The sequence below is a fragment of the Salinicola sp. MIT1003 genome, from assembly GCF_001858555.1.
Lineage (GTDB): Bacteria > Pseudomonadota > Gammaproteobacteria > Pseudomonadales > Halomonadaceae > Salinicola > Salinicola salarius.
On the sequence record NZ_MCAP01000033.1, the window covers coordinates 192,797 to 213,160 of the forward strand.

The 20,364-nt window shown below is 61.6% G+C and carries 22 protein-coding genes; all 22 read left to right on the top strand.

What is annotated here, in order from left to right; genetic code table 11:
• The first annotated feature begins 546 nt into the window (after positions 1–546).
• The 22 genes from BC443_RS12825 (at position 547) to BC443_RS12940 (ending at position 20,328) form a co-directional block, all read left to right on the top strand.
• On the top strand, positions 547–1,083 hold the full coding sequence (locus BC443_RS12825; RefSeq protein WP_071232227.1) for an STY4534 family ICE replication protein: 537 nt from the start codon (positions 547–549) through the stop codon (positions 1,081–1,083).
• 83 nt (positions 1,084–1,166) lie between these two features.
• Positions 1,167–1,457, top strand: a complete 291-nt coding sequence (locus tag BC443_RS12830) for a hypothetical protein (RefSeq protein WP_139284312.1) — start codon at positions 1,167–1,169, stop codon at positions 1,455–1,457.
• Positions 1,458–2,074: 617 nt separating this feature from the next.
• Positions 2,075–2,848, top strand: coding sequence for a hypothetical protein (locus BC443_RS12835; protein WP_071232229.1), 774 nt, complete (start codon positions 2,075–2,077; stop codon positions 2,846–2,848).
• A gap of 341 nt (positions 2,849–3,189) precedes the next feature.
• The gene (locus tag BC443_RS12840) at positions 3,190–3,813 is read left to right on the top strand and encodes a PilL N-terminal domain-containing protein (protein WP_071232230.1); all 624 of its coding nucleotides are present in this window, start codon (positions 3,190–3,192) and stop codon (positions 3,811–3,813) included.
• Between the two features lie 322 nt (positions 3,814–4,135).
• The gene (locus tag BC443_RS12850) at positions 4,136–4,717 is read left to right on the top strand and encodes a hypothetical protein (protein ID WP_071232232.1); all 582 of its coding nucleotides are present in this window, start codon (positions 4,136–4,138) and stop codon (positions 4,715–4,717) included.
• A 10-nt stretch (positions 4,718–4,727) separates the two neighbouring features.
• The gene (locus BC443_RS12855; RefSeq protein ID WP_071232233.1) at positions 4,728–5,444 is read left to right on the top strand and encodes a TIGR03759 family integrating conjugative element protein; all 717 of its coding nucleotides are present in this window, start codon (positions 4,728–4,730) and stop codon (positions 5,442–5,444) included.
• Between the two features lie 3 nt (positions 5,445–5,447).
• Entirely contained in the window at positions 5,448–6,221 is a 774-nt protein-coding gene (locus BC443_RS12860; protein WP_071232234.1) for a hypothetical protein, read from the top strand.
• Positions 6,222–6,469: 248 nt separating this feature from the next.
• Entirely contained in the window at positions 6,470–7,027 is a 558-nt protein-coding gene (locus tag BC443_RS12865; protein WP_083387384.1) for an integrating conjugative element protein, read from the top strand.
• A gap of 20 nt (positions 7,028–7,047) precedes the next feature.
• Complete coding sequence (locus tag BC443_RS18635; protein ID WP_139284313.1) at positions 7,048–7,506, top strand: hypothetical protein; 459 nt, start codon at positions 7,048–7,050, stop codon at positions 7,504–7,506.
• A complete protein-coding gene (gene traD, locus BC443_RS12875; RefSeq protein ID WP_071232236.1) occupies positions 7,503–9,680 on the top strand; it encodes a type IV conjugative transfer system coupling protein TraD in 2,178 nt (725 codons plus the stop codon). Before BC443_RS18635 ends, traD begins: the two co-directional genes overlap by 4 nt.
• A complete protein-coding gene (locus BC443_RS12880) occupies positions 9,667–10,371 on the top strand; it encodes a TIGR03747 family integrating conjugative element membrane protein (protein ID WP_071232237.1) in 705 nt (234 codons plus the stop codon). Before traD ends, BC443_RS12880 begins: the two co-directional genes overlap by 14 nt.
• A 161-nt stretch (positions 10,372–10,532) precedes the next feature.
• Positions 10,533–10,886, top strand: a complete 354-nt coding sequence (locus tag BC443_RS12885; protein ID WP_071232238.1) for an RAQPRD family integrative conjugative element protein — start codon at positions 10,533–10,535, stop codon at positions 10,884–10,886.
• A 314-nt stretch (positions 10,887–11,200) separates the two neighbouring features.
• Entirely contained in the window at positions 11,201–11,575 is a 375-nt protein-coding gene (locus BC443_RS12895) for a TIGR03745 family integrating conjugative element membrane protein (RefSeq protein WP_071232240.1), read from the top strand.
• Between the two features lie 9 nt (positions 11,576–11,584).
• Entirely contained in the window at positions 11,585–11,962 is a 378-nt protein-coding gene (locus tag BC443_RS12900; RefSeq protein ID WP_071232241.1) for a TIGR03750 family conjugal transfer protein, read from the top strand.
• The gene (locus tag BC443_RS12905; protein WP_071232242.1) at positions 11,959–12,612 is read left to right on the top strand and encodes a PFL_4703 family integrating conjugative element protein; all 654 of its coding nucleotides are present in this window, start codon (positions 11,959–11,961) and stop codon (positions 12,610–12,612) included. The genes BC443_RS12900 and BC443_RS12905 overlap by 4 nt, the downstream gene beginning before the upstream one ends.
• The gene (locus BC443_RS12910) at positions 12,609–13,466 is read left to right on the top strand and encodes a TIGR03749 family integrating conjugative element protein (RefSeq protein WP_083387387.1); all 858 of its coding nucleotides are present in this window, start codon (positions 12,609–12,611) and stop codon (positions 13,464–13,466) included. The genes BC443_RS12905 and BC443_RS12910 overlap by 4 nt, the downstream gene beginning before the upstream one ends.
• 2 nt (positions 13,467–13,468) lie before the next feature.
• Complete coding sequence (locus tag BC443_RS12915; RefSeq protein ID WP_071232285.1) at positions 13,469–14,971, top strand: TIGR03752 family integrating conjugative element protein; 1,503 nt, start codon at positions 13,469–13,471, stop codon at positions 14,969–14,971.
• Complete coding sequence (locus tag BC443_RS12920) at positions 14,934–15,428, top strand: TIGR03751 family conjugal transfer lipoprotein (protein WP_071232243.1); 495 nt, start codon at positions 14,934–14,936, stop codon at positions 15,426–15,428. Before BC443_RS12915 ends, BC443_RS12920 begins: the two co-directional genes overlap by 38 nt.
• Complete coding sequence (locus tag BC443_RS12925) at positions 15,428–18,385, top strand: conjugative transfer ATPase (RefSeq protein WP_071232244.1); 2,958 nt, start codon at positions 15,428–15,430, stop codon at positions 18,383–18,385. The genes BC443_RS12920 and BC443_RS12925 overlap by 1 nt, the downstream gene beginning before the upstream one ends.
• Entirely contained in the window at positions 18,378–18,932 is a 555-nt protein-coding gene (locus BC443_RS12930) for a DUF2726 domain-containing protein (protein WP_071232245.1), read from the top strand. The genes BC443_RS12925 and BC443_RS12930 overlap by 8 nt, the downstream gene beginning before the upstream one ends.
• Complete coding sequence (locus BC443_RS12935; protein WP_071232246.1) at positions 18,902–19,564, top strand: hypothetical protein; 663 nt, start codon at positions 18,902–18,904, stop codon at positions 19,562–19,564. The genes BC443_RS12930 and BC443_RS12935 overlap by 31 nt, the downstream gene beginning before the upstream one ends.
• The gene (locus BC443_RS12940) at positions 19,561–20,328 is read left to right on the top strand and encodes a DsbC family protein (RefSeq protein ID WP_170835883.1); all 768 of its coding nucleotides are present in this window, start codon (positions 19,561–19,563) and stop codon (positions 20,326–20,328) included. The genes BC443_RS12935 and BC443_RS12940 overlap by 4 nt, the downstream gene beginning before the upstream one ends.
• Positions 20,329–20,364: the final 36 nt, after the last annotated feature.

Sequence of the window (20,364 nt, forward strand, 5' to 3'; positions counted from 1 at the left end):
CGGTTGGACCTGTTTTTACCGTGGCGGCGCCCACCGCCTGACCCCTGGGCTCCCTTTGTGCGGGGATCCGCGCACAACCGTATCGGTCCAACGCCGTGATTCGGGACCGGATGCAGCGGCAATCGTCACCCATGACTACGAGGGGCATGGCCGATGGCCGGCATAATGGCTGATTCATACTTGCTACCCGAACCGGTATCGGTAGCCGACTGGACGCGCAGTGCTGGTCCTCAATCCCAAGGCGAGGCGGCGAGTGTTCGCTGCCCCGGCTTGCGATTGACGATCGAGGTTTGGGGTTGACGCCGTGAAGAAGTGGCGCAATCCTGTCGATGTAAGCCGCTGGTCACTGACGGTCATCAGTGACGCCTTTTGCCTTCGGGCAATTCCCGAAGCCGTTAACGCATCCCGAGAGACGGCGCTCACCTGAGCCGGATGCCACTTCCGAATACTCGGCCTCGCGCCGAACCACCCATCCGGGGGAACACTTCCCCCGATGGGGATGGTGTATCTCCTGGATTCCTGTGCCTCAATCCAAGGAGTAACACCATGTCCAACTCGACCGATAATCAGTTCTTCGATCTCCATATCACTGGCGTTGGCTACGTCAATCGGATCCGCAAGATCACGCCCAAGCGTGGCGATGCCTTCTGGGCTTGCGATATATCCGCGTTGAATGGTCCTGCCAATGATGTCGAGTATCGCCGTTTCGACTGCCGCGTCAGTGGTGCCGAAGCGGAGAAACTGGTCAAGAAGTTCGCCGCAACCGTGGCCGATCGCAAGGAAAAAGGGGCCAACGAGCCCAAGATCCTGATCGGTTTCAAACTCGGCGATCTCTATCCCGATCTGTTCACGCGGACCAAGGGCGATCGCGCTGGTGAAACAGCCGTGAGCCTCAAGGCGCGTCTATTGTTCGTCAATTGGGCCAAGGTGGATGGCGACAAGGTTTATGAAGCGCCACGGCGTGAAGAAACCGCGTCGACCCACACCAGTGCCCAGGCTGACGAAACAGCGTCGCAGGGAACCGATGCGCCTGCCCAACCCGTTGTCAGCGGATCGGTCGGTGCCGCCGAAGCGGTCATCTGATTCCACCACCTCACCATCCGGGAAAGCGTCAGCTTCCCGGGGGTGTGGTTCAACCCACCCGCTCGCAGGGAGATCTCTCTCTGGTGGGCGACATCTCCCTTGCAGCATCGACTGGAGATGTCATGTCTTATTTTTCTCGACTTCGCATCGCTCGCGCGATTTTCGACGCGGCCGATCGCATCAGCAGCAGCGTGACCGCTGCGTGTGTCGTCGCCGTGCTTCTGGGGCCAGCGCTCAAGGCGCAGCCAGATGGCTATTTCAGTGCCTTCTGGGCAGGGGCGGTATTTCTTCTACTGACCCTGATCGCTGGCATCGCCAAAGGCATGCTAGACTCACTAATAACCAAGGCCGAAGCCGATGGAGGTGATGCCTGATGGATTCTGCGACTCTGCTGCTTGGCACAATTTTCGTCGTCCTGACCGTTTCGATGACGATTGCCGGCGGTTATGCCTACTCCGTACATCGCAAGTTGGAAGCGCGACGAAAACGCTGATTCAGACAGATACCTACACGTCATGACAGCCTCCTTCGGGAGGCTGTTTTCGTTTCGGCGGGATTGAACTGCCGAAACGCTTCCAGATAGCGCCGTCGCCAGACGGGCTTAACGTTTCTTCTCCCACCCGGGGCCATTTCCCGGTGGGATGGCTCCACCTGTCTTGGAGCCATCGACATGAAGATTTACTGCCTGAAGTCAGAGCCAGCCGGTCATAGCCTCTATGAAGGCAACCCAGGTTGGTCATCCCACTCGGTAGGGTATCTACGGCGTGCTTTCGAGTACGAACGTCGCCTGGGATATGGTGCCTGGATCGTGTTCGACAGACTGGAGCGGCCTTTCTCCGGTGACTCGCCGGAGGCAGCGATCGAGGCATTCGATTGCCGCCCCATGACGTGTGGCACTGCGACCTGACGATCTCTTAACCCATCACCCAATCGGGGGCCACGCCCCCGAGGGGATGGCTCCTGTTCATCCCATACACGAAGGAGCAATCCCATGAGTGACACTCTTACCTATCAACTGGCCCAGGAAGACGTGGATGTGATCCTGGCCGCGCTGAGGCTGTTACAGCGAACATCCGGATGGGACATACCCGATGCGATTCAGGATATCGGAGGTGAGAGTCTGGATGTGGTCAACATCGACAAGCTTTGCGAGGAACTCAACCTCGGCGGTACCGCTGACCACCAGGATGCTCGGGACGTTCTGATTCGGCGCTTTCGTGCCGAGTTGTCACGACCCGAGTGGGACTCGGACACGGCGGCAAGCCTGGCGACATCTTTGGCCGATGCTGGCTGGCCAATATTCTTTCATCAACACGAGGGATGGTATCTGGATGTCGTGGATGGCGCCTATGCCGTCGTGGCACGCGCCAATGGCCCGTTTCGATCGGATGCCGAGGCCGTGGCATCGATCGCGCAACGGTTTGCCAGGGGGAGTCGATGGCATGGTCAGGTGCTCGACACGATCGGAACGACCGCATGCGGTCATGGGCTTCCGCTGATGCGGATCCTGGGCTATGGCCCCAATGCAGTCGATGTCGTGGTCTGTAACGAGCTTCGGCCGGACGAATGTTTCGAGATCGGCTATCGCCCGCATCCCTTCGATTCGGCCAGCTGGTCGATCTTTCGACGCGATGATGAGTTCGGTGGGTTGAAATGGATTGCCGATCGACCTGATCAGCAGAGTGCGCTGATCTATTGCGCTGGCAGGCTGGGCGCGTCACTCAACGACGAGATCCTGACCTCGTTTTCCACCTACTTCCAATGATTCACCTCAAACGCCCTTCGGGGCGTTTTTTTTGGTTGTCAGCCAGGGTGGAAAATGCTCCAGACCGGCGGTGAGGTGGCGTCCTTGCCCGACGGCATCCTTGCCGGTGTTCCTGGAGTCGTATCGTCTCTAGCGCGCATCATGGGGCCAACGTCGTGCAATAGATAGAGCCCTTGAGAGAAATAGCTCAAGGCTTCGATGATCCCTTGTGAGTGATATCGCCGACCGGACCCAAAAGCCCTGCTGGTGCAATTAACATTTCCCGTCGCGAGTACCCTCGGCCTTCGGCACGGTGAACCCGATCACGATCATTCAGGTTCCCCCGCGCGAGGCCAAACTCGATGTATCCCTTCCAGAAAACCCGTGTCGTCCCCTTAGCATTCTTGATTGCGCTGCTCGCCGGTTGCGCGCATCAGCAACCATCCCAGCAGCCAAGCGAGAGCGAGCGCCTGGCCGCCGACTATCCCGACGCCGAGAAGATGGCCCTTGCGGGAAACAAGGAAGGGCATCATGCCCGCGTCGTGGCCACCGGTCTGGATCAGCCCACCCACGATGTCGAGCCTGATGTCTACCGTGATCGCAATGCGTCACGAGTCGAGGTGATGCGAGGCGGGCGCTACGCCTTGGTCACGGCCAAAGCCACGTTGCAGCAGCGCAACCTACTCGAGCAGACCGTCAATGTCTCGATCCCTGCCTCCATGAGCCCATCGGTGGAGGATGGCTTGCGCTACACCCTGCAGCACACAGGTTACAGTCTATGTGCTCCCCAGGGTGAACCGCAGCAGCTGCTCTACAGCCGACCCTTGCCGGCGGCGCATTTCCGTCTGGGGCCGATGCCACTTCGCGAGGCCCTGCAGGTTCTCGCCGGTAGTGCTTTCGAGGTTCAGGCCGACCCCATCGCGCGAACCATCTGCTACCAGGTACGCGATCAGCGACTGATCGAGGAGACCGGTCATGACGGATGATCGCCAGCGGCCCGTCGATTCAGGTGATCCGGAGCAGGAACCTCGATCGGAAGCGCCAGTCGATTCGGATACGGGAAGCGTCGGTCGTCGCGAACCCTCGTTTTCCCATCACGATGATGACGACAGACAGGACTTCAGTGACGCTAACCGCGAGGAAACCGGTCACGAGGCGCCAAATTATACCCCCTACGCAGAGAGTCGCAGACGTTGGAGTCCGCTGCGACTGACGCTCTTGGGGCTTGGGATTCTCGCTGTTTTGGGGCTCATCTACTTCGTTCTATTTGCCGGTTCGAAGCCGGAGGGGCCAACGCTGGAGTCTCGATTGCAGTCTCAACAGCAGGTCATCGACCAACTGCGCGTGCGGATCGAAGAGCTGCAGAGCGGCCAGGACGAGCGTCGCAGTCAGGCCGAGGGCACCAGCAACCGCCTTGGCGAAATCGCTTCACGCCTCGACGATCTCGAGACGAGTCGACAAGATTCGCTGCTGCAGGCATTGCCCGAGCGCGTCCAGGCGCTCTCTCAACGCTTCGATGAGCTGTCCAACTCCGTGGACGTGCGATTCAGTGCGGCGCAGGAAAAAGAGCAGTCGCTCGAGTCGTCGATCGAGGAGGTGCGCAAGCTCCGAGCCAGCCAAAAGACCAGCACCCAGCAAAGCCAGCCAAGCCCTCAACGTCAGACACGACGTCAACCCGAGCCGCCGTCACCGCCGTTCTCGGTGTCGGGCGTCGAGCTGCGTGGCGGGCGCAGCTATCTCGCCGTGGCATCCGGGGCTGCCGGGCGCTTGAGTGATCTACGCCTGGTAGGTGAGGGGCAGAGGATCGGGCAGTGGCATCTGTCGTCGATCGAGGGTCACTCGGCGGCGTTCATCATCAACGGCCAGACCGTGGTCGTCCCGGTTCCTTGAGGAGAGCCCCATGACGCTGAATTGCAATCGACGCCTGGCTTACGTGCTGCTGCTGTTTACGGCCTTGCCCGTATGGGCTCAGGAAGGGCAGGAGAGCGAGTCGACGCGTATCGATCAGACGCGCCTGGAGCAGAGCAGTCAACGGGCTGCCGAGGCCTGGGGCCTGAATCAGCAGGAGTATCGACGCTACGAGTCGATCATGGAGGGGCCGCGTGGCACCTGGTCTCCCGATCTGGATCCGCTGACCGCCTTGGGATTGGAAGCTCGCAGTCAGGCCGAGCGTCAGAAGTACGCCGAGAAGCTGGTTGAAACCGAGCGCGCCCGCGTCGAGGCGGAACTCGCGTTTCAACGCGCCTACGACGACGCCTGGCAGCGGCTTTATCCCAACGACATGCCGGTCAATTCATTTTCCACAAGAGATGGTGAAGACGCGACCCGGTCGGTGTTCGGCAGCAACCCATCGGCATCCAGCCAGCGCCTGAATGTGGTGGTGGCCACCGAGGGGTGTGACCAATGCGATGCGACCGTGAAGCGTCTGCTGAATAGCGGTGCGGCCATGGACATCTGGATCCTGGACTCCAACGGAGACGACGATCGCATTCGCAGCTGGGCGGCTCAGGTCGGCATCCCACCGGCGAAAGTGCGTGCCGGCAGGGTGACGCTCAACCATGGTGGCTCGCTGAACGTCGACAGCAGTGAACTGCCGCGTGTCGCGCCGAGGGGCTAAGCAATGATCTCGCGCGCGTTGAAAGCTGCACTGACTGGGCTGGTGACGGCGGTAGTTGCCAGCTTGGCTCATGCCGAGCAACCCGACATCCCATCAGCCTATGTGGTCGCCGCCGAGGATCATGGTGTACCGCCGGCGGTGCTCTACGCCGTGGCCAGCGCCGAGTCGGTCGTGAGTCTCGACGCGGGGCGTCGCCCCTGGCCCTGGACGTTGAATGTCGCCGGCAAGTCGATGCGCTTCGGCGATAGAACCTCCGCGTGCCGGGCGTTGACCGACGCGCTCAAGACGACGCAGATCGTCGACGTGGGGATCGCGCAGCTCAACGTGCGCTGGCAGCCGCAATTGTTCGGCGCTGGCCAGCGTTTCGCGGATCCCTGCGAGGGGCTCGACCCTTACGCCAATCTGGATGAAGCGGCGGCGCTCATTCGTGGCCACTTCGATGACGCCGGCGACTGGCTGATCGCGGCCGGTCGCTATCACCGTCCGGCAGGCGGACGCCCCGCCGAGCGCTACCGATCCGTGGTCAGCGAGGAGTTGGCCCGGCTCGGCACGTCCCCTTCTCTGGAAGCAGCGTCTCCGACACGGATAGCTATACGCCAAACACCTGCTCCGGAGCGGGTGCATCGACCTGCGATGGTATCAATCGGGAGTGATCACTCAGCTGCGTCTGGTGAGGCGCTGTCCTGGGTGACTCCCGGTCCACGCACGCCCGACACCGACGTCACTTGGGTAACGCCCGCGCAGCGTCCCTGGATGGCTGAAGTCGCCAGTCGATAATGAAAGGAACGGCCCATGGAAGACCTGAGAGAAGTGCGCGTTTCAATACCTCCTGGCACAGCTGATGTCCTCGTGAAGTGCCCGGCCTGTGGTGTTGGGACAGTCCATCACGCCTCCAACTGGCCCTGCATCAATACCGAAGGCGTGTTTCTCGTCTCCCCAATTGCCACATTCGGGACGGAATGCAGCGCGTGTAGCGAGCCATTTCTTTTCGACCCTCTTCGGAAGAACGTCGAGAAGGGGGCGTTATGACGAAACCTTGTCTGTTCTTGATCCTGATGCTCTGTCTACCACTCGCACAGGCTCAGCCTGAGGTAGACCGACCGCCAGGACTACCCCAACTGACCGTGGTCGCCGACCACGGTGGCGAGTCGGCCCGACCTTACTATGTGGCGATCAAGGGGGCCGGGGTCGGCGAGGAGCAAGGCTACTCACCGCAGTTGGGTGGCGAGGCTCGTCCTGCTCGCCCCTTTGGGGAACAGGACATGCTGCCGCTCGAGAGCGAGCAGTTGACGCCCGGCACCGTGACGCCGCGTCAACTGGACCTGCCAGGCGGGTTCACGCCCGTCTTTTTGATTGGTGACGACAACTTGTCTCGACAGTGGCTGGCTCAGCGTGGCGACATCCTGCGCAAGATGAATGCGGTGGGGCTAGTCGTCCAGGTAGCCGATGAGCCGTCTCTACAAGCACTGCGCGACGCGGCGCGAGGGCTCGAGCTTCGTCCTGTCTCGGGCGACGGACTGGCCGAGCGACTCGGCCTACGACACTACCCTGCACTGATCAGCCAGCGGGGCATCGAGCAATGACACAACAGGGGGAGCGATCCATGGCTACCGTTTACTGCTTCGTCTGGGATCGATGGAAAGAGGTCGAGACGGATGCGTTACGTTCGGGGGATATCATTCATCGTGCGGGAGAGCTTTTTCAGATCATTGCTCCCGCCTATGTCGAGAAGGGGAAGCCGCACTTGCCGGCCAGACGGCTGGAACAGGAGCCGATCCGTTTGATGGTGGGGAAGTTTGCCGAGGGGCTTGATCATGTCTGCATGGCTATGGATATGACGGGGTCTGATCTGCGTGAATACGACAATGGCGACGCGCAGCTGCTCGATCTGGAAGCGGGACCAGGACATATCTGCTCTCCGCGACTCCCCAAGGCCGAACTCGAGCGCTTCTGCGATGTGCATATCGAACATTATCAGGCCCATGTCTACGAGCATGAATCCCGGCTTGATTGTGGGGAACGCATTCCGCTTGAGCCCTGGTGGGAAGGAGCCGCTTCATGAGCAGCAATCACCCCCTCGAATCCCTCCTGCGGCCCGCCGTCGAGCTGTACACCGTCTGGATCTGCGCCGGCTGCGTCGTCCTTTGCATCTGGGCACCCTGGTCGCTGGCACTGGCGCCCAGTGTTGGCATCACCACGGCAGCGGGCTTTGCCGCGTTCGGCGCCTGGCGCTTTCGTCAGGCATGGGTCGTGCTGCGCTATCGCCGCAACATGCGCCGTCTGCCGCGCTTCGCGTTGCCGGCGCGCAAGGTGCCCTTGAGCCGCCGGAGTTTGTGGCTGGGCAAGGGCTTCAAATGGGATGCCCAGCACACCCAGCGGTTGCATGAAGCGGCTCAGCCGGCTGCCAAGAGCTACGTCCAGCCGAGCCCTTGGTATCAGCGCGCCCGCCGTCTCGAGCAGTCGATGGAGGGCGGAGCGGTCGGCCAACATATCGCCGCGCTGCTGCGTTGGGACTCGATGCTCAATCCGGTGCGGCCGCTACCACCGGTCGGCGGGCGTCCGGCGCTGCATGCCGTCGAGTGGCGAGAGCACGACGTCTGGATGCCGCTCGGTGAGCGGGTGGGGCACACCCTTGTGGAGGGAACGACCCGCGTGGGCAAGACGCGTCTGGCCGAGATTCTGATCACCCAGGACATCCGGCGCGGCGACATCACGATCTGCTTCGATCCCAAGGGGGACGCGGATCTGATGATGCGCATGTACGCCGAGGCCCAGAAGGCTGGAAGGGGTGACGAGTTTTACATCTTCCATCTGGGCTGGCCGGACGTCTCGTGCCGCTACAACGCCGTGGGGCGCTTTTCGCGTCTATCCGAAGTATCGACCCGCGTGACCGGTCAGCTCTCCGGCGAGGGCAACTCTGCCGCGTTTCGCCAGTTCGCCTGGCGTTTCGTCAACATCGTCGCCCGCGCCCGTCACGCGCTGGGTGAGCGGCCAAGCTACGGCCAGATCCTTGCTGATGTGGTGAACATCGATGCGCTGTTGATGCAGTACGTCCAGCAGATGCTGGAGCAGCAGCTTCCAGGGTCGAACCAACAGATCACCGACATCGAGGGGAAAACCAACGACAAGAACACGCCGCGTAACCTGCAGGGGCGTCACAAGCGGGTGGTCGCGATCGTTCAGTACCTGCAACAGCCCGATGTCATCGAATCGCTGAACGACCCTGTGCTCGATGGCTTGCTCTCTGCAGTGCGCTACGACAAGACCTACTTCGACAAGATCGTAGCGTCACTTCTACCGCTGCTCGAGAAGCTGACCAGCGGCAAGATCGCCGAGCTGCTTTCGCCCGACTACGACGACATCGAGGACGAGCGTCCAATCATCGATTGGCAGCAGGTCATTCGCAAGAAAGGAGTGGTCTATGTCGGTCTCGATGCGCTGAGCGATTTTGAGGTTGCTCAGGCGGTGGGCAATTCGATGTTCGCCGACATCGTGTCGGTCGCCGGTCACATCTACAAATTCGGGTCAGAGGATGGTCTTCCCGGGGAGGGTGGAAGCCAGAAGCTGCCGATCAACCTGCACTGCGACGAATTCAACGAGCTGATGGGTGACGAGTTCATCCCGCTGATCAACAAAGGGGGCGGTGCCGGCATCCAGGTGACGGCCTATACCCAGACGCTCTCGGACATCGAGGCGCGGATCGGCTCCACGGCGAAGGCCGGCCAGGTGGTGGGCAACTTCAACAACCTGATCATGTTGAGGGTGCGCGAGGAGCGCACCGCGCGATTGCTGACAGACCAGCTGGCCAAGGTGAACGTCTCGACCCGGCTGATGGTATCGATGGCCAGTGACAATGCTGACGTGAACAGCGACCAGGACTTCAGCTCCTCGGCAGGCGACCGCATCGGCACCGAGTCCGTGGAGATGCTGACGTCTAACGATGTCATCAATCTCCCCAAGGGGCAGGCCTTTGCACTGCTCGAGGGCGGCCAGCTCTGGAAGATCCGCATGCCGCTACCGTTGCCGGACAAGACCGAGGACGTGCCGAGGGACGTGGCTGACATCGCGGGTCGCATGCGCGCCAAATACGCCACGGGCGATCAGTGGTGGACGGGCGTCATGCCGCCGCCGATCCATATGGATTTCAGCAATCCGCCGAGTCTGCATGAGCCGGTCGAGCGTGATGCCGCCGTGGTGGATGGCGGAGCCGGGGAGGTGAGTCATGGCGAGGGATGAGGCACCGGCTCAGCGGGCCGAGAAGAAGCGCAGCGGGCTCGTTGGTACGTTGCTCAAGCTGCTGTTCACGCTGATATGGATCGTGTTGATCTCGATCATCTGCAGCGTGCTGATCGAGTGGGTCGGTATCTATTTCGAATGGTTCAGTCAGTCAGGCTCCGACCACGCACACCAGACCATGCTCGCCGAGATGGGCTATCTGGATAGCCAGTTCTCCAAGTCGCTGCTGGTGTCGTCCCCTGTCGAGTTTGCCACGATGATCGTAGACACCTGCTATGAATGGATATTCGTGAAATCCGGCATCGCAGGCTGGGTTGAGCAGGGAGCCGATGCCGTGGGTTGGGCGGGGACGCTGAAAACTTACCTGCAGGCGGCCATGTTCGTGACTCTGATGACCCTCACGCGCTGCGTCATTCTGATTCTGACATCGCCGTTGTTCATCATGGCCGCGTTGGTGGGTTTCATCGATGGGTTGGTGAGTCGCGATCTGCGCCGCTTCGGGGCAGGGCGCGAGTCGGCGTTCATCTATCACCACGCCAAGCGCATGGTGACACCGATTTTCCTGACCGGTTGGTTGATCTACCTGTCGCTGCCGTTTTCGATCCACCCAAACCTGTTTTTGCTCCCCTGCGCCCTGCTGTTTGGGCTGATGATTGCCATCGCGACCTCGAGCTTCAAAAAGTACCTCTGAACCAGTAGCCCTCGCTCATCGCCCGACGCCACCTAGTGGTTCGGGCGCCTCTTGCGCCTTCAAGAATACCCCGCTGTTTCGCTTAACGTTTTGAGCTGATCCCCGAGTGAGTTGCCTCGACCATGAACCCATGTCGTCACCACTCACGACGGGACTCAACCATGACGGTGCGCCAACGCTTTTCCTTTCCCACGCTGTTCACGAGCCTCCTGTTCGCCAGCAGCTACAGCTTCGTGTGTCCTGCGCAAGCGAGTGACATCGATGAGATCCAGCGCCGGGACCTGGCACTGATCCAGACCCAAATCGAGCAGATCAAGGTCGTGGTCGATCGCATCGACGCCAGGCAGCAGAACGCGGATCCCGAATCCACGCGGATCTACTTCGACATCCCTCGACTACGCAGTGACCTGCAGTCCATCACCAGCGGTATCGATGCCTACCTCGCACCGGATCGCCTGCTGCCGCGACAACCCCAGCCGCTCGACGGCGATTATCTCGACGACCGGGGGCAGTAGTGGAAGCGTTCGAGGCGGGGTCCGGCATGGGCGATCAGGAGTTGTCCTGGCTCATCGCCGGTGTGGGATGTGTGGCCATTTTGCTGTGTGCCGGGTGGATTCTCATGTCGGCCTACCGCGGTTGGGTCAAGGGACGTGTAGACGGAGACGTCGTGGCAACCGTTGCAGTCAAGTCAGTGCTGCTAATCCTGCTTTTTTTCTGGCTGTTTCTGTCCTGACGGAAATTGCCAAACCTGACCCTCGTCATGAGGGCATGCAGAAGCCCCTGCTGGGGTAAAAGCCAAGTCGGCAAACCATCTCAAGAGGAAGCCATCATGTCGTTGCAATCACTGTTCCAACGTATTGGCGGTGGGTTCAACCGCACCTGCCAAAAATTCGTCGTGTTGGCCAGCACGGCGCTACCGGGTCTCGCCCTGGCCGATCTCCCGACACTCGAGGAGCCGACGCAGGGCGGTGGCGGGATTCGTTCCACTGCCCAGGGATACATGTACGACGGCTTCGTCCTCGCTGGTTTGCTGCTATGCACCGCCGCCTTCATCTGGGTCGGCATCGGCTGCCTGGCGTCGTTCAACGAAGGGCGACAGCGCGGCGAGTGGACCAAATTCGGTGTAACCGCCTTCATCGGCGTCGTGCTGATCCTGGTCATCATCTGGCTGAGCACTGAAGCCGCACCGATCCTGGCTCAGTGAGGGGGCGTCATGGCAAGCATCGATTTCCTGCCGAAACGGATCAACGACGCCCCTGTGGTTTTTCGGGGCATGACGTTACGGGAGGTCTGCATCATGGCGGTGGCGGGCTTCGTCGGCGGCATGCTTCCGGGCATCGTTCTGGCGTTCGTGTTCGGGATGCCTGCCATGGCACCTACCGTTGCCGTAGCGGTCATGGCACTCGCCCTGGTCGTCGGCGGCACCGTCATGCGTCGGCTACGACGTGGCCGTCCTCCCTCGCTGCTCTATCGCCAGATCCTGTATCGATTCGCCGTCTACGGCATCAACCTCGGCGGTGAAACGCTCATCACTCGCTCAAGCCCCTATCGCCTTGGGCGTGAGCCCCGGAGTCAAGGAGAACTGCGATGAGTCGCCTGCGTAATGCGCTGGGGGCACGCGATGCCCATATCACCACGCTCCGAGGAGCCATTATAGCCATGTTTCTGATTAGCGCGGGCATGGGCTATGGCTGGTACAGCGCACCCAAGGATATGACTATCTCGATTCCACCGGATTTGCGCACGGGCTCGACTCAGAAGTGGTGGGAAAAGCCCCCCTCCGCCATCTATGCCTTCACCACTTACGTCTGGCAGCAGATCAACCGCTGGCCGTCCAATGGTGAGGCGGATTACAAGCGCAACCTCCACGCCTACTCACCGTTCTTGACGCCGTCCTGCCAGGCCGAGCTCGAAGAAGACTATCGCTATCGCAAGCAGCGCAACGAGCTGGATCAACGGGAGCGGAGCGTCTTCGAAATTCCCGGTCGTGGTTTCAGTAACGAGCAGTCAGGACCTGGCTCAGTGGAAGTCGTCTCTCGGGATCAATGGATCGTGAACCTGGATCTCGCCGTCAAGGAAACCTACGCCGGCACGCCCGTGCGCGACGTCTACATGCGCTTTCCCATCAGAGTCGTACGTGCCGAGGGCGATCCGCAGAACAACAAGTGGGGCATGCAGATCGACTGCCTTGCCCGCCCGGCCCAGCGGCTGGAAATTCCACAGCAGGAGGGTGAGTCATGAATCGCCTCAAGGCGTCATTGTTGAGAGGCGGCCTGTGCGCCTCGCTGTTGAGTGTGGCGCTCCAGGCCCATGCCGTGGAGATTCTGCACTGGGACCGCAAGCCCCTCGACGTCGACCTGCCGGTCGGTACCGAGAGAGTCATCGTGCTCGATCGCAACGTGCGTGTGGGTCTTCCGCGTGAAATCGCCGATCCCGATACGCTGCGTGTGCAGAGCGCGGGTGGGGCGATCTACCTCAAGGCTAGTCAGGCGTTCGATACCCAGCGTGTGCGGATTCAAGACGTCGAGACCAATGAAGTCGTGCTGTTCGATCTCACCGCCAAGGAGAGCGGGGCAAGCGACGAGGACATCAAGGTGGTGTTCCCGGATGACAACGCCGGGGCTGCCACGAGCAGCGCTGAGGCTGAACCCGATAACGAGGGTGGCGAGCGTGATCGCACCGAATCGTCTGCCGGTGGGACGCCCGTGCCGGTCGTGTTGACCCGTTTCGCCGCCCAGTCACTCTACGCGCCCACGCGAACGATCGAGCCTGTGAGGGGCCTCAACCGGGTCGCGATGCAACTGCCGGACAGCATGCCGTCACTGTTGCCCTCGCTACCTGTCTCAGCGACTCCGGTGGCCGCATGGAAACTCGATGGCTGGACCGTGACGGCGGTGAAACTCACCAACCGAGATCCCGCGCGGGCCTTCGAGCTGGATCCGCGCTGGCTCCAGGGCGATCTCTACAGTGCCACCTTCATGCATCCCACGCTGGGCCCTAGAGGCAGCGTGGCGGATACCACCACCGTCTTCATTGTGACCAATAGCCTGTCCCTGGCAAAGGCACTGCCGCTGTCGCAGGGAGGTGACTCATGAAACTGCAGGGCAACACGCTTCTCAAGGTTGGTGTCCCCGTTCTGGTCGTCGGGATGATCCTGATCGTCATCAAGAGCTGTAGCAGTGGCGGCGAGGAGGCAGGGCAAAATCAACAGCAGGCTGCGCAGGACGATACCCGCACGTTGTCACAGGACGAGATGGATGCCCTCGGTATCAGTGGTGACTCGTCGCAGGACACCGTAGCCACCCTGGTGGGCAAGATGAATGCCTGGGAGCGTCAGCGACAACGTGACCAGGAGCGAATGGAGAGCCTGGTCGAGGAGAACAACCGTCTCGCCGAGCGTGCTTCCAACGTCGACCGATCGGTGAATGAGGCGATTCACCAGGAGCGTGAGCGTCAACAACGGGCGCGTGAGCAGAGCGAACAGTCCTTGCTGTCCCGCTTCGAGAATCGCCTGGACCGTCTGGTGCCGGCAGACAAGGACAGCAGCGGCAGTGATGGCCAGTCCGGCAACGACGACATGCCGATCGGCCTAGGGCTCGAGGGCGGCGGTGGTCCATCTGGCAGCTACTCGGGCGGTGGCAATCTCGCCTGGGTCGATCCGATGGATCGCCGTTCGAAGGAGGAGCGCTCGAGTCGTAGCGGTCGTGATGATGGCCCAGCGTTCCCCACGTCATTCAAGGCCGCCGCTGAAACGGCGGGAGACATGGCTTCCCGGGCATCGAGTGCAGCTGAATCGCGAGTGACCGGCGAGCCGGATGCCTCGACAGTGGAGCCGGTTTATACGATCCCGGAGAACTCGACGCTCATGGGATCACTCGCCATGACAGCACTTTTGGGCCGTGTGCCAGTCGATGGCACGGTCAACGACCCATACCCGTTCAAGGTGATGATCGGCAAGGACAACCTGACGGCCAACGGCATCGAGCTGCCGGAAGTGAAAGCTGCCGTTGCCAGCGGCACTGCGACCGGCGACTGGACGCTTTCCTGCGTGCGCGGAAACATCCAATCCCTGACTTTCGTTTTCGAGGACGGCACGATCCGCACCGTGCCGTCGCCGGACGACGTCAACCAGAACGGTGGTGACAGTAACGGCGGCAGCAACCAGAACCAGTCCATTGGTGGTGGCAATGCCATCGGCTGGATCAGCGACCAGGCAGGTCTGCCCTGTATCAGCGGCATGCGGCGCAGTAACGCGCAGCAGTATCTCGGCACCCAGGGCCTGCTGACGGCCGCCGGCGCCGGCGCGGCGACGATGCTCTCCGATGATGATTCAACCTCGATCACTTCATTCGGCAGCGACGGTTCGATCTCGCAGGCCATGAGCGGCAATCAGGCCGTGGGGCAGATCCTGAGTCAGGGGGTCAACGATATGAGCGAGTGGGTCAATAAGCTCTATGGCGAGGCCTTCGCGGCGGTTTACGTACCGCCGGGTCAAAACGTGGCCATCCACATCAACAAGCAGTTGCCGATCGATTACGAGACCGAAGGGAGGAAGGTGCGCTATGACACGTCAACCGCAACCACAGTCGGGCTCGACTGAAGATCGCGCGGTCGCGCGCGTCTTGATCGCCGCCCTGGCCCTGGTCGGCCTGGGGCTGATCTCGGGCTGTGCGACTTCAAAGGATGAGTTGATGCCGACCAATGGCATGACCATGCAGGAGCTATGGGAGCAGGGGTCCAGCGAGCAGAGTGGCCCAACGGCCACCGGCAACACCGGTCAGCAGGCGGTCGAGGCGGCAAGAGGATCGTTGCGCCGTCCGATCACGTCGGGCGAGATGGTGGACGAGCGCACACGCTACACCCGAGAGGCGGCTAACGAGATTCATAGCCAGTTTTCGCGCCTGCCCAACCCGGACCTCGTGATCTACATCTACCCGCACCTCGCCGGCGACCAGAGCGTGCCGGTGCCCGGTTATTCGACGGTCTTTCCGCTGTACCAGAAGCCGCAATATTCGATGCCTGGCGAGGGTGCGCGACCGGCAGGGAGGACGCGTTGATGTCCTCGTTCAATGCTTTCATGAATCGCTTGTTCCCACCCAAGGGAAACCAGGTCAACCCGGCAGAAGAGCTGGAAGAGGCTCCAGAGGGTCGTCAGGAAACCCTTAACGAACGGGCGCTCCTGACCGATGAAACCGGTCGGCCCATGCCGTTGCCGCGCGGCAAGATGCCCAGCCTCGGCGACATTCGGCGTCAGTATGAGCGCGCGCCATCCTTCGCCAGTCGGCTGCCCTGGTCGGAGTACCTGCCGGAATCGGGCTGTTTCCTGCTTGAGGATGGCGTCTCGCTGGGGATTGTTGCCGAAATCACCCCCGCACCCTCGGAAGGTCGTTCGCTCGAGGCGCTGGAGGCCGTGCGCGATCAGATCGAAGCGGCGCTGCAGGACAGCCTGCCGGAGCTGGATGCCAATCAATGGGTGGTCCAGCTCTACACCAAGGACGACACCGACCCTCGGGAAGACCTGCAGCGCATTCGTGACGCGATCCCGGAGGATCTTCGGGACACCGAATACACGAAAGCGTGGCTGGCCAGTATGGAGGCGCATTTCAAGGCGATCTCGCGTCCTGACGGTCTGTTCGAAGATGACATCATCACCCAGACCGCCTGGCGTGGTCAGACGCGGCGCACGCGGCTGGTGCTGTATCGCTGGGCCAGCCGGAAGAACAAGGCAAAACTCGGTGAGCATCGATCGCGACTCTCGCCGGAGGCACTGCTCAACCATGTCTACGGCAAGCTGGAGTCAAAGCTGGCCAGCGCCGGACTGCCGGTGCGGCGCTATGACGGTCGTGATTTCCATCGGTGGATGATGCCGCGCTTCAACCCGCGCCCGGCTTTCTCACCGGACGACCCCCAGCGTTTCTACGACGTGTTCGACTATCCGGGCGACGATCCCGACATCCAGCTTTGGTCCTACGACCTGGCCGAGGGAATGCTGGCAAGCTCCCCTCGCGCGGACGCGGGATCCGGGCTCTGGTATTTCGACGGTGAGCCGCAGCGCGTCATTCCCGTCGAGGAACTGCGCAAGGTGCCCAAGGTGGGCCACCTGACCGCCGAGATCTCGCGCGGCCAGACCTCGATCCGCAACGCCACGTTCGACGTGCTACCACTGGGCGTCGAGGCGTGCATGACGATCGTGGCCATCCCTCAGGAGCCCCTGGAAAGCCACATCGATCAGTTGGCCAAGAAGGCTGTCGGCGACAGCGTACTGGCGGTGAACGTCCGTGAGGATTGCCAACAGGCGCGGAAGTATCTTGGCAAGGATCACAAGATGTACCAGTCGGCGCTGGCGTTCTTCGTCAGCGGCCACGATGAGGCGGATCTGGATCGCCGTGTCATGGATCTGACGACCCAGCTCAGCACCGCCGACCTCAAGCCCGTCGAACCCGAAAACGAGGTGGCTGCGCTCAATACCTATCTGCGCTGGCTGCCGATGAACTTCGACCCCGAGATCGATCGCAATAACCGGTGGTACACCCGATTTAACTTCGTGCAGCACCTGGCCAACCTGGCACCCCTCTACGGACGTGCCCGGGGAACGGGACATCCCGGCATCAGCTTCTTCAATCGCGGGGGCGAGTCATTGACGTTCGACCCGCTCAATAAGCTGGATCGTAAGCAGAACGCTCACATGTTCGTGTTCGGCCCGACCGGCGCCGGCAAGTCGGCAACTCTTAACTCGATGCTGGGGCAGGTGGTGGCGATGCGCCGGCCGCGCCTGTTCATCATCGAGAAGGGCAATAGCTTCGGACTGCTCGCCGACTATTTCGAGCGCATGGGGCTGTCGGTGAACAAGGTCAAGCTCGCCCCGGGAGCGAATGCCAAGCTCCCTCCCTTCGCGGACGCCCATCGCTTGCTGGATCCTGAAATGCGCGAGCGCCGTGTGGTGCGCGATCGCCAGGACTATGGGGAGTCTCCGGACGACCTGGCCGCAACGCCAGATGATCTGCTCGAGGCGATCGGTACGGACGAGTCCGACGAGGAGGACGTCGAGCGTGACCTGCTGGGCGAGATGGAGATGATGGCGCGCCTGATGATCACCGGCGGTGATCCCAAGGAGGAGGCCGATTATCGGCGCGCCGATAATCGGATGGTGCGCGATGCCGTGATGATCGCCGCCGAGAAGTCTTTCGAGGAGGGGCGTCAGTGCCTCTCCGAGGACGTTCGCCAGGCGTTCTACACGCTTTCTCGGGACGAAAATCTACCCGAGGGTCGCCGTAACCGCGCCTACATGATGGGCGAGGGGATCGGCATGTTCTGTGATGGATTCGACGGTCAGGTCTTCAACCAGCCGGGGGAGGCCTGGCCGGAGTGTGACGTCACCATCATCGATCTGGCGCACTACGCCAACCCCGGCTATGAGGCACAGCTTGCCCTGTCGGTGATGTCGATTACCAACATGATCACCACCATGGCGGAACGCGATCAGTATAGCGGCCGTCCCATCATCCAGGTCATCGACGAGTGCCACCTATTGACGGCGAACCCCCTTCTCGCGCCGTTTCTGGTCGGCGTGGCCAAGATGGGGCGCAAGCTCAACCACTGGCTCTGGCTGGCGACTCAGAACGTCAAGGACTTTCCCGACGTCTCGGCCAAGATGCTCAACATGATGGAGTGGTGGTTGCTGCTCAACATGCCGCCCAACGAGATCGCTGAGGTTGGCCGATTCAAGACCCTGACCGACGACCAACGTCTGCTGGTCGAGTCGGCGACCAAGGCGTCGGGCAAGTACACCGAAGGCGTGGTGCTGGGCGGCCGACTGCAGTCGCTGTTCCGTGTCGTGCCGCCCAGTCTCTATCTATCGCTGGCCGGCACCGAGCCGGAGGAGAAAGCGGAGCGGGCAGCGATCATGCGCGAGCACGGCTGCACCGAACTCGATGCGGCCATCATGGTTGCCGAGAAACTGGATCGGCTTCGTGGCCTAGAGACGGCGGCTTCGGGAGAGTCCACGCATGGCTGAGATGTTGGTCCTCATCACGACGGTGCTGGTGATCGTCGTCTTCACGCTGTGGCAGCTCAAACGGCTGGTATCCGGCGGGCGTCGTTACCCCTACATCCCCCAGGAACGGCTCAACACCCCAACCGAGCAGGCTTTCTATGCCGCCGTCCAGCGGGCCGCCGGCTCGTCAGCCCTGATTGCCTGCAAGGTCCGGATCGCTGACGTGCTGCAGGTGCGCTTTCGCAAGCGGCATCGCCGCGATCAGCGGTGGTGGCGCTACTTCCGGCTGATCAGCGCCAAGCATGTCGATCTCGTGGTGTGCGAGCCACGCGGTGGGCGAATTCTCGCCGCGATCGAACTCGATGACCGCAGCCATCAGCGTCGTGACCGAAAACGCCGGGACCGTTTTGTTGATGATGCGTTTGCTTCGGCGGGCGTGCCGCTGTTGCGCTTCGCGGCCTCCGGTCGCTACGACGCGCGCGAGATCCAGCAACGCTTGTCGCCGTACCTCACGACCTCGAAAGAAGGATCGGTTACATGCCACAACTCCAGATCGACGACGCGGTGAGCACGATGAACCTCAACGCGAGAGCGCGCACGCTGCATCTACTCCCGGTCCTGCAGGTCGATCCCTTCGATGGTGTCGCGCTCGGGGACATCACCCTGTCGGTATCGGCGAGCTGGCTCGACACTCCCGTCATCCCCGCGACGGGCTGGACCCTTCGCCAACCGTATCCCAATCGACTGTATTTCGTGGGGGGCTCCGATGATTGCCACCTGGGTCACTTCATCACGCTGCCAGAGGGGCAGCAGGCTGGCGAAGTCACCTTTCACTGGAGCGTGAACGTCTCGGCGTTGCCGCCCGGTCACTTCCAGGTCACGCACCGGCTTGACCTGGTGTTCGAGGAGGGGAGTGGAAACATCTGGTCGATGGACGTCGCCAACTGGTGGGCGCAGAGCGAATTCGCCACTGAGGGGCACGCCACGCCCGAGATCGGGCGTAATCGGTTTTCTCGTCTCAAGCGGCAGGGCTTTTCGCCGAGCCGACGTGCCCACGTCAGCGAAGCATTGCGGGATGGCTGTCGCTACCTGGATATCCACGAGTCACTCGAACTGCCGGCGATCACCCTGGGAGATTGCTGGACCATTGATACCTACGGCGGAGACACCGTTCATGAATGCCTGGAGGCGCTGCGATGAAAGCTCACAACCTGCTTTACGCTGTCGGTCTGACCCTGATGATGCCCGTGTCAGCGCAGGCCACCGGTATTCCGGTTCCTGATGTGCTGGACACGCCCCCTCCCGCTGCGCTGCAAGACCTGACAATCAACGGCCAGCCCGTGACGACGGACTCCATTCGGCGGGTCGATCTGGAGGGACCAATCTACGAGGTGCGGCTGCGAAACGGTGACACGTTCTACAGCGACGCTCAGGGACGTCACATGGTCGTGGGGAGTCTTTATGACAACGGCCCCGACGGACTCATCAACGTCACCGAGCAGCACGACCGTCAGGATCGGCTGGACCAGCTGAGTGCTATTCCGGAGGGGGACACGGTGGATTATCCCGCCCAGGGCGAGGAGATCGGACGCATCACCGTCTTCACCGATACGACCTGTCCCTACTGCCAGAAGCTGCATCAGGAGATCGATCAGCTGACACAAGCCGGCGTCACCGTGCGCTACGTACCGTTCCCTCGTGCCGGCGCGCACTCACAGGTGGCCAATCAGCTGGCTCAGGTGCTTTGTTCCGAGTCTCCCACTGATGCCATGACCCGTGCGTTTCATGGCGAAGCTCTTGCGTCCAGACCGTCGAAGAGTTGCCGGTCAGCCGTTGATGACGGTTTTTCGCTGGGACAGCAGTTCGGGGTGCAAGGGACACCCTCCATCGTGCTCCCCAATGGCGGGATGGGCGAGGGCTACATCCCGTATCGCAAACTTGTGCGCTTGGTGCGGGGTTTGTAGCTTGGTGATGGTTGAGCTATGGTCGAATCTGATGAG